Origin of the sequence: Halomarina rubra (genome assembly GCF_023699475.1) — an archaeon.
GTDB lineage: Archaea > Halobacteriota > Halobacteria > Halobacteriales > Haloarculaceae > Halomarina > Halomarina rubra.
In genome coordinates this window covers 399,023-412,947 of the sequence record NZ_JALXFV010000007.1, presented here as the reverse complement: position 1 = coordinate 412,947, position 13,925 = coordinate 399,023, and the positions used below count along the sequence as shown (strand labels likewise).

21 protein-coding genes and 1 pseudogene are annotated in these 13,925 nt (G+C 55.5%); 8 read left to right on the top strand and 14 right to left on the bottom strand.

Annotation, left to right across the window (positions count from 1 at the left end):
* Window positions 1–251 precede the first annotated feature (251 nt).
* The gene (locus M1L36_RS14750; protein ID WP_250874486.1) at window positions 252–422 is read left to right on the top strand and encodes a hypothetical protein; all 171 of its coding nucleotides are present in this window, start codon (window positions 252–254) and stop codon (window positions 420–422) included.
* An 852-nt stretch (window positions 423–1,274) separates the two neighbouring features.
* Here M1L36_RS14750 and M1L36_RS14745 read toward each other — a convergent pair.
* Genes M1L36_RS14745 through M1L36_RS14730 form a run of 4 tightly spaced genes read right to left on the bottom strand, consistent with a single transcriptional unit; the run spans window position 1,275 to window position 3,701 of the window.
* The gene (locus M1L36_RS14745) at window positions 1,275–1,739 is read right to left on the bottom strand and encodes a TIR domain-containing protein (protein WP_305794524.1); all 465 of its coding nucleotides are present in this window, start codon (window positions 1,737–1,739) and stop codon (window positions 1,275–1,277) included.
* A 44-nt stretch (window positions 1,740–1,783) separates the two neighbouring features.
* A complete protein-coding gene (locus M1L36_RS14740) occupies window positions 1,784–2,224 on the bottom strand; it encodes a DUF4231 domain-containing protein (protein WP_250874484.1) in 441 nt (146 codons plus the stop codon).
* 14 nt (window positions 2,225–2,238) lie between these two features.
* Window positions 2,239–2,814: a hypothetical protein gene (locus M1L36_RS14735; RefSeq protein ID WP_250874483.1), complete on the bottom strand. Its 576-nt coding sequence runs from the start codon at window positions 2,812–2,814 to the stop codon at window positions 2,239–2,241.
* Window positions 2,815–2,816: 2 nt separating this feature from the next.
* Window positions 2,817–3,701, bottom strand: coding sequence for a hypothetical protein (locus M1L36_RS14730; protein ID WP_250874482.1), 885 nt, complete (start codon window positions 3,699–3,701; stop codon window positions 2,817–2,819).
* 91 nt (window positions 3,702–3,792) lie between these two features.
* On the opposite strand from M1L36_RS14730, the gene M1L36_RS14725 reads away from it, so the two are divergent.
* Window positions 3,793–4,800, top strand: a complete 1,008-nt coding sequence (locus M1L36_RS14725; RefSeq protein WP_369694255.1) for a nucleotide kinase domain-containing protein — start codon at window positions 3,793–3,795, stop codon at window positions 4,798–4,800.
* 41 nt (window positions 4,801–4,841) lie between these two features.
* Here the strand turns inward: M1L36_RS14725 and M1L36_RS14720 are convergent, their stop codons facing one another.
* Window positions 4,842–5,273, bottom strand: coding sequence for a hypothetical protein (locus tag M1L36_RS14720; protein ID WP_250874481.1), 432 nt, complete (start codon window positions 5,271–5,273; stop codon window positions 4,842–4,844).
* 522 nt (window positions 5,274–5,795) lie between these two features.
* Between M1L36_RS14720 and M1L36_RS21760 the strand changes: the two are divergent.
* Window positions 5,796–5,921, top strand: a pseudogene (locus M1L36_RS21760) (DUF7692 domain-containing protein); the annotation flags it as partial.
* 27 nt (window positions 5,922–5,948) lie between these two features.
* Here the strand turns inward: M1L36_RS21760 and M1L36_RS14715 are convergent.
* The 8 genes from M1L36_RS14715 to M1L36_RS14680 all read right to left on the bottom strand — a co-directional run bounded on the left by M1L36_RS14715 (window position 5,949) and on the right by M1L36_RS14680 (window position 9,574).
* Window positions 5,949–6,152, bottom strand: coding sequence for a DUF8129 domain-containing protein (locus M1L36_RS14715; protein WP_250874480.1), 204 nt, complete (start codon window positions 6,150–6,152; stop codon window positions 5,949–5,951).
* Complete coding sequence (locus M1L36_RS14710; RefSeq protein ID WP_250874479.1) at window positions 6,145–6,510, bottom strand: hypothetical protein; 366 nt, start codon at window positions 6,508–6,510, stop codon at window positions 6,145–6,147. Before M1L36_RS14710 ends, M1L36_RS14715 begins: the two co-directional genes overlap by 8 nt.
* Window positions 6,507–6,689, bottom strand: coding sequence for a DUF8118 domain-containing protein (locus M1L36_RS14705; protein WP_250874478.1), 183 nt, complete (start codon window positions 6,687–6,689; stop codon window positions 6,507–6,509). Before M1L36_RS14705 ends, M1L36_RS14710 begins: the two co-directional genes overlap by 4 nt.
* Before the next feature lie 35 nt (window positions 6,690–6,724).
* Window positions 6,725–7,003 (bottom strand): DUF7389 domain-containing protein, encoded by a 279-nt coding sequence (locus M1L36_RS14700; RefSeq protein ID WP_250874477.1) that lies wholly within the window; start codon window positions 7,001–7,003, stop codon window positions 6,725–6,727.
* A gap of 86 nt (window positions 7,004–7,089) precedes the next feature.
* Window positions 7,090–7,584 (bottom strand): DUF7995 family protein, encoded by a 495-nt coding sequence (locus tag M1L36_RS14695; RefSeq protein WP_250874476.1) that lies wholly within the window; start codon window positions 7,582–7,584, stop codon window positions 7,090–7,092.
* A 226-nt stretch (window positions 7,585–7,810) separates the two neighbouring features.
* Window positions 7,811–8,035 (bottom strand): hypothetical protein, encoded by a 225-nt coding sequence (locus tag M1L36_RS14690; protein ID WP_250874475.1) that lies wholly within the window; start codon window positions 8,033–8,035, stop codon window positions 7,811–7,813.
* A 94-nt stretch (window positions 8,036–8,129) separates the two neighbouring features.
* Complete coding sequence (locus M1L36_RS14685) at window positions 8,130–9,071, bottom strand: transcription initiation factor IIB (protein WP_250874474.1); 942 nt, start codon at window positions 9,069–9,071, stop codon at window positions 8,130–8,132.
* A gap of 281 nt (window positions 9,072–9,352) precedes the next feature.
* Complete coding sequence (locus tag M1L36_RS14680) at window positions 9,353–9,574, bottom strand: hypothetical protein (protein ID WP_250874473.1); 222 nt, start codon at window positions 9,572–9,574, stop codon at window positions 9,353–9,355.
* 141 nt (window positions 9,575–9,715) lie between these two features.
* Here M1L36_RS14680 and M1L36_RS14675 point away from each other — a divergent pair, with 141 nt between their 5' ends.
* From M1L36_RS14675 to M1L36_RS14665, 3 genes are all read left to right on the top strand, one after another.
* Window positions 9,716–10,189, top strand: a complete 474-nt coding sequence (locus M1L36_RS14675) for a hypothetical protein (protein WP_465262093.1) — start codon at window positions 9,716–9,718, stop codon at window positions 10,187–10,189.
* A gap of 82 nt (window positions 10,190–10,271) precedes the next feature.
* Window positions 10,272–10,667, top strand: coding sequence for a hypothetical protein (locus tag M1L36_RS14670; protein ID WP_369694254.1), 396 nt, complete (start codon window positions 10,272–10,274; stop codon window positions 10,665–10,667).
* Window positions 10,668–11,499: 832 nt separating this feature from the next.
* The gene (locus M1L36_RS14665) at window positions 11,500–11,943 is read left to right on the top strand and encodes a DUF488 family protein, N3 subclade (protein WP_250874470.1); all 444 of its coding nucleotides are present in this window, start codon (window positions 11,500–11,502) and stop codon (window positions 11,941–11,943) included.
* A gap of 56 nt (window positions 11,944–11,999) precedes the next feature.
* Here M1L36_RS14665 and M1L36_RS14660 read toward each other — a convergent pair whose 3' ends face one another.
* A complete protein-coding gene (locus M1L36_RS14660; RefSeq protein WP_250874469.1) occupies window positions 12,000–12,737 on the bottom strand; it encodes a uroporphyrinogen-III synthase in 738 nt (245 codons plus the stop codon).
* A gap of 271 nt (window positions 12,738–13,008) precedes the next feature.
* On the opposite strand from M1L36_RS14660, the gene M1L36_RS21755 reads away from it, so the two are divergent.
* Window positions 13,009–13,191: a DUF7535 family protein gene (locus M1L36_RS21755; protein ID WP_439954816.1), complete on the top strand. Its 183-nt coding sequence runs from the start codon at window positions 13,009–13,011 to the stop codon at window positions 13,189–13,191.
* Between the two features lie 119 nt (window positions 13,192–13,310).
* Window positions 13,311–13,883 (top strand): TetR/AcrR family transcriptional regulator, encoded by a 573-nt coding sequence (locus tag M1L36_RS14655; protein ID WP_250874500.1) that lies wholly within the window; start codon window positions 13,311–13,313, stop codon window positions 13,881–13,883.
* Window positions 13,884–13,925: the final 42 nt, after the last annotated feature.

Here is a 13,925-nt window from a genome sequence, read left to right as displayed (position 1 = left end):
TCGCCACCTCACATATCGGACTTCCTTTTTATATTAATTCGGGTTGGCGTGGGGGAGTCGGCTTTCTATCGCTCGTGGTTCGTGTCGTGATTTGTCGGATTCCTCCTACCCCTAAAGGGGTGGACTTCCTCCTTGCAGTCATATGACTGGAGCACATTCACCGACCACACCTTCTGTGCGAACTGTGGGAGTATCAACTGCCGACGGCACATCCGAACCGTGCGTGTCGAAGGCGCTGTACAGTCTGTGCGGTGTCTGATCGCTTCGGTGCCCGCAAGCGCTTTTTCTATGATGAAGCCAATCGCGATGCGTTCCGTGATGAGTACGAGGCGATGTCTGTTTCAGGGAAGGTACTGGAGAACAAGCCTCTGGTCGCCTCGTCAATGGCGATGGTGTTCCTGACGCTGTTGATGCTGATGTAGCGTCGGCCGAATCTATTTGTCGACATCAACGACGTGCTAAACAGGCAGGAAGCGAGAATTCGACTCCGCTTCGCTACGACAGGCCGTATAACCCGACGTGCCATTCGAGAGGGCTTCCGGATCTGGACGGACGCCAATCTGTCGCCAGAGTGGTACCGGATGTCTCGTGTTCGATTCGGTGATGGGAGCGTTTCCAAGGCGTGGCGATATCTCGACGGCTGACGGTGCTGGCCAAATGAGTGGCAACACTACCTCGTCCGGCGACTTCCGATGATTCTAGTCTGCTTTTGAGCCCGGTTCTCCGAGAGTAGTACGTTGGACGACAGCTGCAGGACTTCACCACAGCACTGAGACGACCATTCCGAACAGGGACCGTTGAGTTCTCCCTTAGGGGTGTGCCTAAGGGCACAAACTGAAAATACACCGCTGCATTTCACTCTCGCCACCTGTCTCCAGTCGTTTTTTGACTCATGTTCTTTCTACCAAGTTCGGAAAATAGACGATTGCGAGCCGGTCAAATCGTGGTTGACGTGGAGAGGGCGAACAACGGTTTACCAAGAATTTCACGCCACACACCTACCAGAACGTCTACACGACGGTGATATGTGACGAGAAGATACCAAAGTACATCCTCCGGATTCTCCATTGGTATATAAATTAAAATTCCGTTGACAACAACATGTGAGTCGATAGCAGAACAAACACGGGAGAGATACCTAAACGAATCAAATCCCTTTGTGTTGATAGCTAACTCAGCAACCAATAATTCAAAATAACAGACAACTCCCTCTCCGGTAGCTATTGTGACAAAACTGGGGGCTTGTGTAATCTAAAGAGATACGTTTGTCGAGGCTACCGACCGCAGCCTGCTCCCACACGTCCGCGGACTTTGGCTTTACCAACCTTCGATCGTTGGCTTGCTGCCCGCTCAATCGCGTCGTCGAATTCGTGAGGATTCCATCCCACAACCTCCCCTCCATTTTCTCGTATTTTGTCGGGGACTTTGTCATCACCAACACCAGGAAGTTTGACAGCGACGATACCGTTACCCTTGTCCAACGAGCGTTGAATTTCGTAGTCTACCCAATCACTATCCTGAGTGTTTTCTCCCACTAAAACAACCGTTACCGACGTCCCATTTAGCTGATCGTTGATGCAGCGTCGAATGTAGCCGTCATTCGTGCTGTTTACTGGATCGAGCAAGTGCCGTTCGTGGAACTCAACGTCTACGTTCTTGTTATAGCGAAGCAGCCGGAATCCCTTCGCCTTCATTCGGTCACTTCCTTCGTAACTAATGAAAACACGGCGCGTTGTCATACAAATGATGGAGGGCTAAACAGTACCCAAGTCCTACAAATAGGTCAAGCCTCTTGTGCCTTTCGCGTAGCAATCTCCCAGTAGCGGTTTTCTTGATCAGTTAGCGCCATAACCCGTTCAACAAATAGTGTCTCTGGATCATTTACTACAGCGTACTCATGGGTTTTGGTTCTGTACATATATTTTTCACGTCGAAGGCCTTCCGCGGTTGTCCGGTAATTTATCCATTTCTTCTGGTAATTTAGAAATGATTCAAGCGCTTCAAATATAATCAGGAGGATTGACAGAAGGATGATTACATTTTTCCAGAACGGGTTGGTAGTGACTGGATACAACGTCGCTGCTACGGGCAAAGAGGCTGCCAATATTATCTCAAGGATTTTCATCACGCGATAGTAGCACTTGTTTGTGCCAGCCTTGTCGTCGTACCATTCAAACTGCTCTTCAAAATATTCCTCATAGAACTCGTCGAATTTATCGGCCATTATTCAATTCGTAATCAGAGGATGGAGTTAGACTCAATCTCTTCCCATCGCGCATCGAGAACCGCAACGAGGTCAAGATCCATGCTCTCTGCTACAATTAGCAAATTTGCCACAATTTCAGTGGTGTCTTCTTCCAATATTTGCCGGCTGTTGATTGATTCCATGTGGTCCAAAGACTCAAGAGCGTTAGCCATCCGTCCTGTCGGACCAGCCATCCGCTTGAACCACCAATCTTTCAATTCACTGGAACCCATATCGTCTAGGGATTGGTTCAATAGATTAGTCCACTCTTCAATTCCTTCTGCTTCCAGACCAAACATCTCTTCGAGCTGGGCCTGGAGATCAAGGTTGAGTGTATTTGCCGCCGCAATCGCGACAATGAAGCTGTCCGCGAGAGTTTGTTCCAACTGTGTAGTTAATTGACCACCGTCTGGATAATCCTGTGAAAGACGACCAACATACTTCGAAAAATGCAGGACATAATGGTTCATCCGGTTGAAGTAGGGGAGAGTATAGATGTCGCGATGGTGCCCTCGGTCGTGTTCTCGTTGGCGCTTCTGCAGGTCAATTAGAGTCGTTGATTCACTCATTATTATATTGCTGTTTCAGGAATAATTCCTCCTCCGTTATTACAATTGGGGCACAGTTTCAGTGGGGCATTGTTCTCAAACTCGTACTCGCAGACCAAGCAGTGCCAGTCTGATACCTGCTCATAGGATATCGAACCTAGCTTGGGGATTACCTCGGCCCCTCGATTCTCAAGAATTCGCTTGACAGCGTCGTCATCGTCGGCATTTTCTGTGCCTACGTAGTCCTGAACGGTTTCCCAATTGAAGCCGGATTCGCGTTCCCAGGTCGGATATCGGTATTCATGGTATCGGTTGTTAATCTGTTCAAGCCTTTCTATCTCACTAATATACTCCCCAGTACGGTCGTCTCGCTGGTCCAGAATGCTTAGCAGCAACTCCGCCTCATCCGAAGAGATGAGTTTTTTGCGGAACCCTGATTGGATGTCTGTGAATCCGTACTCTTCGGCAATTTCGTCGAAGCTTATTGGAGGGTAAACGAATTTGACTTCATCAGCCACCAATCGGTAATCGTCTCGGATACTACCGTTACTGAAGTTCGTCAACAAGGGTGGACCAAGTGAGTGCCATCCGATGTGGTAATAACCTGTCAAGTGGCGCTTGCCCCTGAAGTTAGTACAAAAGAAGAGATATGGTCTTCCATTCTTCACAAGGCCAGAGCGGATATCTCTCGTACACGTTGAACAGAGCCCATAGCTCATCGTTTCAAGATTCGGGTCACTTTTGTTGTCGTTGACTCTAGTCACCTCCCGAACGGGGTACTTGCTGATCTCGTCTTCACTGTAATAGAGTGTCAGGTAGCTCTGAGCTCCCTCTGCGACTTCGTGATTTTCCCATGGGTCATTTGGGGGCATGTGGGGGAGCAATTCGTCCGTTGGAGGATACTCCATGTGTCAGCAGTAATGTCTGACCAATCGGAAATAAGTATTCTGGCATACAGTCCAAAAGTTTGAACCATGGTCACCGAGGTAAGAAGCACGAATGAGTGTTCATACGAACCTGCTGCAAGAACCTCGCGACATGTTTTGGCGGTTCATCTGCGAACGCCAGACAGTTTGGCTTCGACGAGTCGTTCTGCAGCAAGATCCCCCATGGACCAGTGATGAGATACTACAGAGAGATAGGTTCACTAATGTGTACCGTGAGCTTGATCCCGGTACTCAATACGTAATTCAAGAAATTTTGAGTCACGATGCGCCTCCCCAAGACCGCATCTTCAATACCCTGATTTACAGATTGATAGGGCGGTCTGAAACGCACAAATTCATCGGCTTTCAACGGTTGGATGAGTACGATATCGACGCATTCGAATCAGCACTTAAAACTCGTCGAGACGATCTGAACCAACCTGTGTTCACCGGTGCCTACATGGTAAGCGGCTATAACCAAATGGGCAGTTCGGACAAAGTAGAGAACGTCTCGCGGTTGTTTGGAGAGGTTCGAGACCAATTTGATGAGTTCTACAAGGATGTCCAGAGGGCTGACCACCCCCAATCGATTTATTCTGCAATCCGCGGGTTGCCTGGCTATGGTAACTTCTTATCGTATCAGGTCCTTGTCGACCTACTCTATCCGCTCTCAACCAGCGGAGAGTCCCTATTGCCGTTCACACATGACGAATGGTCGTCACCAGGACCAGGGGCTCAGAGAGGGCTCAAAACCCTACTTGAGAATTACAACCAAATGCCGTTTCTGGATGCGATGCATTGGCTCCGGAAAAACCAACACGACGAGTTCAATCGTCTCGGATTGAAATTTCCCTATCTGAAGGATTCCTCAGGGAATCGTGTCGAAATCTCACTTGCTAATATCCAGAACTGCTTGTGCGAGTTCTACAAGTACCACAAAATCACGCACGGCCAGGGCCGAGCACGGCGGCGATTCCGAACGTCGAGTTACCGATCGACACGTGAGTTAGAGCAACTGTACAGCGAATATCCCATATCGATTGACGCTACACATTACCAGTCACAAATTGTGTCTGATTGAGTCACTCTTCGAAGGGAACGCATCTAACAGATTCAATTGAATTAGTCCTTGACTGAGGGAGTAGTACTCCTATGTACGGTAATAGAACGGATTTCGATGTCTTCTACAGAGTCCGCCTCTTGCCAGTTTGGAGAGATCTTGCTCAGTACGTTTTCGAGCGTGCTCTCATCCAAGTCGTCGTCTGGTGAAACCAACTCGTTATCCGAGACCCGGGCCAGTAGCGTCTTGACCAGCTCAAGTCGGTGGCATCTATCAAGCGCTATATCCATATCTGGTCCAATCTGCTGATACGTTTCCGAGAAGATGTCTGGCTTGACTGGGTAAGTCTCACCCTCAACGCCGCGAACGATGTAATCACCCTCGTCAGCTTCCATAGTACCTTCAAGCGTTTCAATCTGTGATGGCTCTGAGATGGGACCGTACGCCTCTACCTCTACAGGGGCCTTCCGAACTCGGAACCACTCGTCAGTCACACGTACCCTCCGACTGGTATCTTGGGCTGGCAGATGTCATCAGGTGTGCCAATAGTTCGTCCATCCCTGATATACTCACTCCCTCCCTATTTGTTCGTTACAGAGCTCTGGAGAATATACATGCGTGTTTCGTCAGCTATTAACTTCGCAGCATCTGGCAATCCTCGCGTTTCTATAACTCACCGCCGAGAAGCGTCTACACACGCTCCATGATTGGCTAGTAACCTTTGAATTCATGATGGCAATATAGGGTGGAACACGATGGGTGTCAGGGTAGGGACTAGTTGATATGTAGTACTGTTATGCGATTTTCCACGGAGTCGCGTCGCGAGGACATCGCTTCTCCCGATATGCACACGAGGGGTATCTTCTTGTGTGCACGAACCAAGGTGACGTGTCCACGAATGGGTCGGACGGTCCGCCCGAATCACGGGTGACCCTGCCCTTCCCGCCGTTCTTTATATACTGCTCAGATTTGAGTGACACCGGTAGAACTAGGATTTGGGGGTCGTGTGTACGAGTATGCGCATCCGAACGGACGGTGACTACGCTCATCGAATGGACGCGATCGAACAAGCCGCTCAGTTCTACGACCAAAACAAGACCGCGAGTGTCATCAACGCCTGCGAGGATATCCCGCGTCTCGCCCGAGCCGTCGACAGAGACCATGTCCAGTCACTCCTCGCGGATTACCGCCGCTCGCTTGCCGAGTCGCCGCAACACGGGGGACCGCTGTTGATGCTGATTCTCGTAGGCCACACACGCCCGAAGCGTCTCCAAATCGTGAATCGTCACGATACCAGCCGTAATGAGCGCCGGTTCAGTGGGTCCGAGTCGCTGTTCGGGGGTTAGCCTCGTCGACTCGTCAGCATCAGTCATCGGCACTCCCCCGTGTCTCGTCTGCCCGGACACCACTGTGGTCGCTCGTCTCCACACCGAGATGCTTCAGGAGCAGTGGGTCGACTGCATCGAGGTTCACCCACTCGGGAATCCGTTCATCGCCACGCCACAGCGCTACGCGGCGAGCGTGCTTACAGCCACCCTCGGGGTCGTTGTACTGCGCATCCGGGCACGTGCACACCCCCGTCTCGGCATCGACGGTGTACTCTCGTCCTTCCTCACTGTACACCCAGTACAGCCCTGGCGCGAACTCGTACACGGCGAGCAGTTCACTCAACGCCCGGCAGTCCCGCCGACTGGTCATCGCCAGCGGCGACTTCGAACTGTCGACGCTCATCGCCGCTCACCACACCGACAGTGCGTCTGGACATCCACCCGGTGGAGTGCCTCGACGCCACACCCCGAACAGCGGTAGTAGCACACCCCCGTCGACCGCCCGTAGCAGTCGTACTCCGGATTCGGGCCGGTGATGGTCGCCTCGCGATTCGACTTTCCGTAGTTCTCTGTGTCGTACATCACGCACGAGGGCACTCACGAGCACCCCGCACCCCTCAGGGGGTGATACACGCCACCGGAGTCGCAAGTAGTCGGCTACTCCTCGACGGGTTGGATGGCCCCACCTCGTCGGCGAGCGCACGGACGTACGCTCGTAGTTCGTCCATGTCCTCGCGAGCCTCCTCAAGCGTGGTCGCTTTCACCTTCGCCGTGATGGTGTCCTGGTCGCGCGTTCCAGTCCCGCGTTTCAGCTTCACCGTGAGTGAGACACCTACGTCAGTTCGTTCGATGCGGTCGGTCAGCTGTGCGTCCGGCTGCGTTGGTTCGTCGGTCATAGTCCGAGGATGCCTTCCAACACCCTCACCACTCGTGGGTGCGACAGACACCACCGAGCGGTCACCCCCGGCTCGCAACCAGCAGCTCAGAAGTGGACGTCGGCAGGGACGATCCACAGTAGCTCCTCGTCATCCGCATCGAGAACCCGGTCGAGCGCCTCGCGATGACGAATCCCCTGGCCGTGCTCGTCGTACAGATAGACCGACGGCCCGCGATACGCGCCGAGGGTCCGGCAGGCGTGGCGAGCCATCGCGTCGCCCATCAACTCCTCATCAGAGGACTCGCTCAGCGCCTCGCGGACACGCTCGACCGTCCGGTAGAACTCCCGTTCGGTCGCCTCCCACCCGCTGTCGAGCAGTCGTTGTCCAGCGGGCGAGTCGATCCGAGCGACGGTCGGCCGGTCGCCCCACCGGGCTGGCCCGGCCACCCGCGACGACGACTCGTCGAAGGTCACGTAGTAGTCGAACACCGGGGCCTGCGACAAGTCACCGCCGGTCAGTCCGTCGAAGACGCTTTTCGCTTCGCTCAGTGCCTGCTCTGGGGTCGGTGCGCTCACGAGCGCGTAGATGAGTTGGTGCATCTCAGAACTCCGCTGGCTCCAACTAATCCGAAGCCAGCACCCCTGCTGGCGACGACAGACACCACACGACTCGGTTACCCCACTGGAGAGCTCGTTTGGAACTGTGGGGTAACTCATCGGCGAAGTGTGGCGGGCAGGACGAGTGGACAATTCTAAAGTGATAGCCCAGCGAATGGATAGTATCGGGTGTCAGAGGCCCCGATGGGTCCCCGCTTCTCGCCGTGGCTCAGGTCGGGGTCACGTACAGTTCGTCGTCAACGGCGTAGAGATAGCCCTTCGAAAGCAGTTCGTCGAGGAGGTCCTCAGCGTCGACTGCATCGATTCCGCCGTCGGCGAGCACTGTCGTGGCCTCTTCGCGAGAGAGCCCCTCAGATCGATCGACAGGCTCTCGGAGGGTGTCGAGAGCATCCGTCGCGGCAGGACTCAACTGCGTGCGTTCGTTTCGAGGCATACGCCGGGTAGCAGACGATTGCGCCCCTGTGGGTATCAACCTATGGCAGCCATCCGAGTAACGATGCCCAAACAGAGAGACGGCGAGCCCGCGCTCAGACGATGTCGACCTCGACGTGTTCGCGTAGTTCAGTCCAGCGCGCTCTGAGCGTGGCCGTCGAGACGTCCGCGGCCGCTGCGAGGTCCGTCTGTCTCACGCCCTCGACACGCGCCTCGGCGACCAGGTACAGCGCCGCGGCGGCCACCCCAGCGGGATGCTTCCCGTTGGTCAACCCCCGCTCTTGGGCTCGTTCTGTGACGTGCGCCGCCTGTCGACGCGTCCCCTCCGAAAGCCCCACTGCCGATGCGAGACCAGGGATGTACGCCCCTGGGGGAACGGGCACCGACGGCAAGGAGAGCTCGCGATTCAGCACCGAGTAGGCGTTCTCGACTCTCTCCTGAGACACGCGAGCGAGCGCGGCGACGTCACCGCACGTCCGCGGCAGGCCGTTCGTCCGACAGATGGCGTACACCGCTCCAGCGGCCATCGCTTCGACCGACCGCCCCGGAAGGAGGTCCTCGCCCTGGGCTCGCCGGAACACCGCACACGCTTGCTCGACGATAGCGTCTGTGAGCCCCATCCCGCCCGTGATTCGTCGCACTTCGCCCAGCCCGTGTGCCAGATTTCGCTCGGCCGTCGACTGCCACATCGCCCGGGAGTGCTGGCGGCGCAGTCGCGAGAGCTGCCGCCGTTTCCGCCCTGGAAGTGTCTTTCCACGTCCGTCGCGCTTTCGCCCGATCTCCGTCGACAACCCTCGGTCGTGACGCCGTTCGGTAAGTGGGGCACCCGTCCGTTCGCGCTCCGCTGCATCGAATGGCCGCCACTCTGGCCCCCGGTCGACGCGCTGCTCGTTGATGATCAGCCCACAATCCTCGCAGACCGTCTCTTGACTGTTGGTTCTCACCACCCCATCGCACTCCGGGCACCCCCGGGTGTGCTGGGTAGTCGCCGCTCGATGCTCGTCGAAGCCCGTCTCGTAGATCTCTCGAATCGACATAGCTGACCTCGCGAGGCACTGTTCAGAACGCCCCGCACCCTTCAGGGGGCGATACACACCACCGGCGGGCGTGGTAAGCGATGCAGTTCGAGTTGGTGACTGGCGCACTGGAATATCGTTGGTGGGGAGGCCGTACGTCGTTCGCCGGTACTGCCAGGTGGAGAGCGTGCGTGTATCACGGACCGTCCAGGAGAGAGGGGATGTTCCGGGTCAGGCTCGAACAGGCATACCGACCACCGCGAAGCGCGCTGTTGGGGGATAGTGAACTCAGCGGGCGATTCTCACGACGGGCCGTTCAGTACGTGGAGGCGGACTGCGCGTACGAAGAGCCCGATGGTTACCGCGACCCAGATGACCGTTGTCACATCGTTCGGGAGCGGTGTGATCGTGTCAGTCAGCACCCCTACCGCGTATACGAGCGTCACCATCGCCCCCGCGAGTTTCACCCACCACGGGATGTGCGCAAGCAAGCGACGCTCCGACCCCGGCGTCTCGTTCGACACTATTCTCTGTATATCGTGTTGGCATATAGTGTTTCGGCGCTACCCAGAATGGTAGACGCAGAGCGTGGGTCCGTCGATGTCTCCGAAAGCGTATACTCAGGTGTCGGATAACTTCGATAAATGTAGCCCTCTCGCGGCGTACTGACCGTCGGTGTCTCCATCCTTCTCGTTGAAGTCGTTGCCTCTGCTGGGTACGTCATAGCATTCGATGACCGGTCGACGGAACTGACGGTCGAGAATCAACGCGACAGTGCGTACCGAATCACGGCCTTCCAAAACTCAGCGGACATCGTTCTCGACATGAGATTCGAGTACACCACCGACGCAGGGACACGACGAAGCGGGGGCTTCGATGACATCTCGAACGGTCAGGGATACCAGAGCACGACCCTCCTCAACGCAGAGCGCTCGACACAGTTCACAGTGACCGCGGGCGAGTCGAGAACCGAGACGTTTGATGGGTGGAGTAACGGAGAGGCGACTGTATACATCGTCGAGACGCTCGATGGCGAACTCTTCTACGCCAATGGTGGCCACTGTGACGGTGGCGACCACACATTCTTCCTGCGGTTCAGGGCGTACGGTTCGATTCTCTCCTCTTCACAATGTCTATAGCGTACCAAACGGAGAGAGCGAGTCCAATGGATTGGAAGTCCAGTATAGAGGTCATATACTTGCCCCGCCTACAGATTCGTATATGATGAACTCGAGGACCTCCACGTTCGTACTGGGCATCGTGCTCGGAATCGTACTCGTCGCTTTAGGGGTCGTAGCCTACGCGCTCTCGGATTTCGCGAGCGTCACGGCGCTCATCCCGGCCATCTTTGGCGTTCTCATCGCCGCGCTGGGTGTGATTGGATACCGACGGACGGATCGACAACGACTGGCTGCCCACGGAATCGGTGTGCTGGCGGTGCTCGGAGTGCTGGGGTCGACGCGTGGACTCCCGGACATCATCGCGTTGGTGACGGGGGGAGCAGTCGACTCGACGGTTGCGGCCGTTTCACAGGGCAGTATGATCGTCGCCTGTCTCGCCCTTCTCGTCGCCGTGATTCGATTCGTCCTCGAGAGCCGCACCGCGACGGGTTCGTGACGATTTGGTAGGAATCACCATCAGAACTGAACTGGGCCGGTCCGTCGTTCGATACACTCGCGGCACACGTCTAACACCTGAGCCACTGCGAACCAGCCTGAAAGCAACCCTTCCCATCGCTTGCCGGAATTGTTAGACGCAGAGCGTGGGTCTCACAGTTCTCGTGAAGACAGGACTCACTCGCTCGGGTTTCGCACGAACAAAATCTCCGCCGCGTGCTGGTGAGGTTCGGTTCCAGAATCATCGTCGAACACGATCTCGTCGTACTGAACCGTCTTCCAGTCCTCGTAGTATCCCGCGAGTTCCCCCGGCTCGTAGAAGTGTTCGTTTTCCGTCCAGTCCGGTGGCGTCGGGATGTCACGGTCGCGTTGGTGAACCGACGGGCAAGCGTGTCGGCAGCGAGCGACGGCGGTGTCCTGGCGGTCGTGCGCTCGGTGTACGGTGAGTGGGTCGCCACAGACCGGACACTAGCAGTCCTCATCGGCGTTGACGGTCACCGGCAACACTCGGGGGACGTCGTCAGCTGGGGGGACCGTCGTCGGCGCGGTGGTCGCGGTGCGAATCGTGCGGTAGGGCATGGTAAGCCTATCGTTTGGCCGACAGTGCATAAACATCTAACCGGAATTCAGTGAAAGTGAACCGACCGCTCATAGAAGACCATCCAGAGTCGCTCAGCAGCCTTGACGCGTAGAAAATGAATAGCTGCATGTTCGCCGTTAGGTATGGGGTCACTGTAAATCGATTAACGCGCGACATTGCAATTCATCTTCCACAGTATGACGATGCACCACCGTCGAAAGAGTCGTTCCAGTAGGGTGCTGAGTACGGGATAATGAGTCTCGATGAACCACTTGGTGACACCTACGTAGCGGCCATCCAGCATGGTCTCGTCGACATCCCGGAGAACGCAACACTCGTCGGTGTCGTCCGTCATCCGACCGGGTGGTTCCATGCCGCTGTCGACGAGAACTACCAAGCTCTCGGCCTATCTGCGGACCTGCTGGAAACGTTCAAACAGCGTCACGAGGACCTCAAGCTTCACGGGATGTGTGACGAAGGAGCACACAATGCCGCGTGGGACGAACTTGACGTCAGTGGCCGGTATCGATCGCAGTTGACAAACAACCCAACCGCTCAACAGGCAGTTGAAGACCTCCTTGACCGATTGCGCACCGGTGAACATCTCGTCTTGGTCTGTTTTGAGAACACAGACAAGAAGCGTTGCCATCGCACACTCCTCAAATCGCACATCAAGGCCCAACTCGGAGACGATTAGATTACGTGTTCGTGTCTTCTGACCCGTCTGATAGTCCGCACCAGTTGGTTGGTGGCCTACTCCAAAGTCCTCTGAATCCGCTCTACTGTATCTTCTGCTAGCTGTTCGAACTCGACGGAGTCTGGAACCACGCTGACTGCTAGTCCGTACGCTCGGACCCTGCGGGCGGTTGGTGAACCAATCGCTCCGACGACACAACCGTTGAGAGCCTGCTGTATCTCCGAGTCATCCAATGTTTCCGCCTTGCATTCGAAGAAGTGGTCCACGGTCCTGGGTGAAGTGAAGAGCACCCCATCGAGTTTACCATCGACAGCCAGTAAAACCGAATGTCCAGCTGTGTGTGGCCGCTCCAATCGATACAGCACCGTCTCGCTAACAGAGGCTCCTGCTGATTCGAGCCCATCGATGAGAACGTTGCTCCCATGAGCGCTCCGAGCGAGTTCGACGGACTTCCCCATGACTGCTGGTGCCAATGATTCGACCAGCCCTGTTGAGGTGAACGTCGATGGGACGACGTCGACCTGATACTCGTGCTCTCGGAGAACCGAGGCTGTTGATTGCCCCACAGCACAGACTGTCGCGTCCTTCGGTGTCCACCCGGTTTCTGCGGCGATCTCGACACCAGTGGGACTCGTAAATATGCAGAATTCGGCGTGTCCGGGTCTCTCGCCTGTCGGCTGGACAGTGAGCATAGGGTCTGGCACAGCGTCCACGCCGAGGGATTCGAGGAACTCGACTGCCTCGGATATTCGTCCGTCATCGGGACGAAAGACAGCCACCGTCGGAGTACGCATACTCGATTCGTATGCAACCGATACGATTGGTTGTGTCGAACTGCTGGTCGAATCACTTTCTGAGATAGACACGGACTATACCGGCTTACAGTCGATGGATTCCTACAAGTGACCGTACTCCGTGGGCGATCGGCGTCGAACTACCGAGTGATTAGCTTTTAAAGTGGCTCCAGATAGCTCCTGAGGACTTATGAAACGATACCCTCCCCATCTCAATTTCACTAGCTTACTAACCAGTTAGCTTTTCACCGCCCGTATCGGTTAGTTGAGTATGGGCAAATCAGTGTACCCTGCGCGAAAGGACTTCAGCAACCTGGAAATGACGGTGATTGGAAACCTGATTTTCGCGGGCCTCTTGGTACTAGCTCTCCCACTCCTGCCCTTCATTCTCCTGCTATGGCTGTACGAGAAGGCAACCAGTCCATCGGTGGAATCCGCTGCCAATAATCGATAACCTGCTATCGACGGACGGCAACCGATTCGGGAGTGGTAATCGTTATGCGCCTAACGGAAGAGTAAGAGATAGTGACCGATTCGCCGAGCAACTCTCACTCTGATGCTGACGAGGAGATTATGCGAGCGACGTTCCGAGCCCTTCGAAACGGGGGTTACGCCAACCTCACAGTCCAGCGAATAGCCGACGAATACGGGAAATCGACGGCGGCCGTGCACTATCACTACGATACGAAAGACGAACTCCTGATGGCATTTCTCGACTACCTCGTCGAACTCTACATGGACGAGATCAATCGAATCGAAACCACCGATCCGGTGCGGCGTCTGGAGATATTACTGGATAAGCTCCTCGTTGACCCTCAGGACCATCCGTACCTCCAAAGCGCACTATTGGAGATGCGAAGTCAGACCCCGCACAAACCGGCGTTTAGGGACCGCTTCGAACGAAATGACGAGTACATTCGATTCACAATCAAGGCGGTCGTCAACCACGGAATCGACGAGGGAGTGTTTTCGGATACTGATGCCACCGAAGTCACCAACTCGCTAATGACGATTATCGACGGCGGGCGCACTCGGAGCGTCGTGTTCGATGACACAGAGGAACTCGCCATCGCACGACGGACGGCAACACGGTACATACAGGAGGTCGTTATCGATGGGTCGTCGGAGCGGCCAACCGACTCTTAACCAGTCCCCCGTGGCTGATAGCGGAAACACGGCAGTCGACTG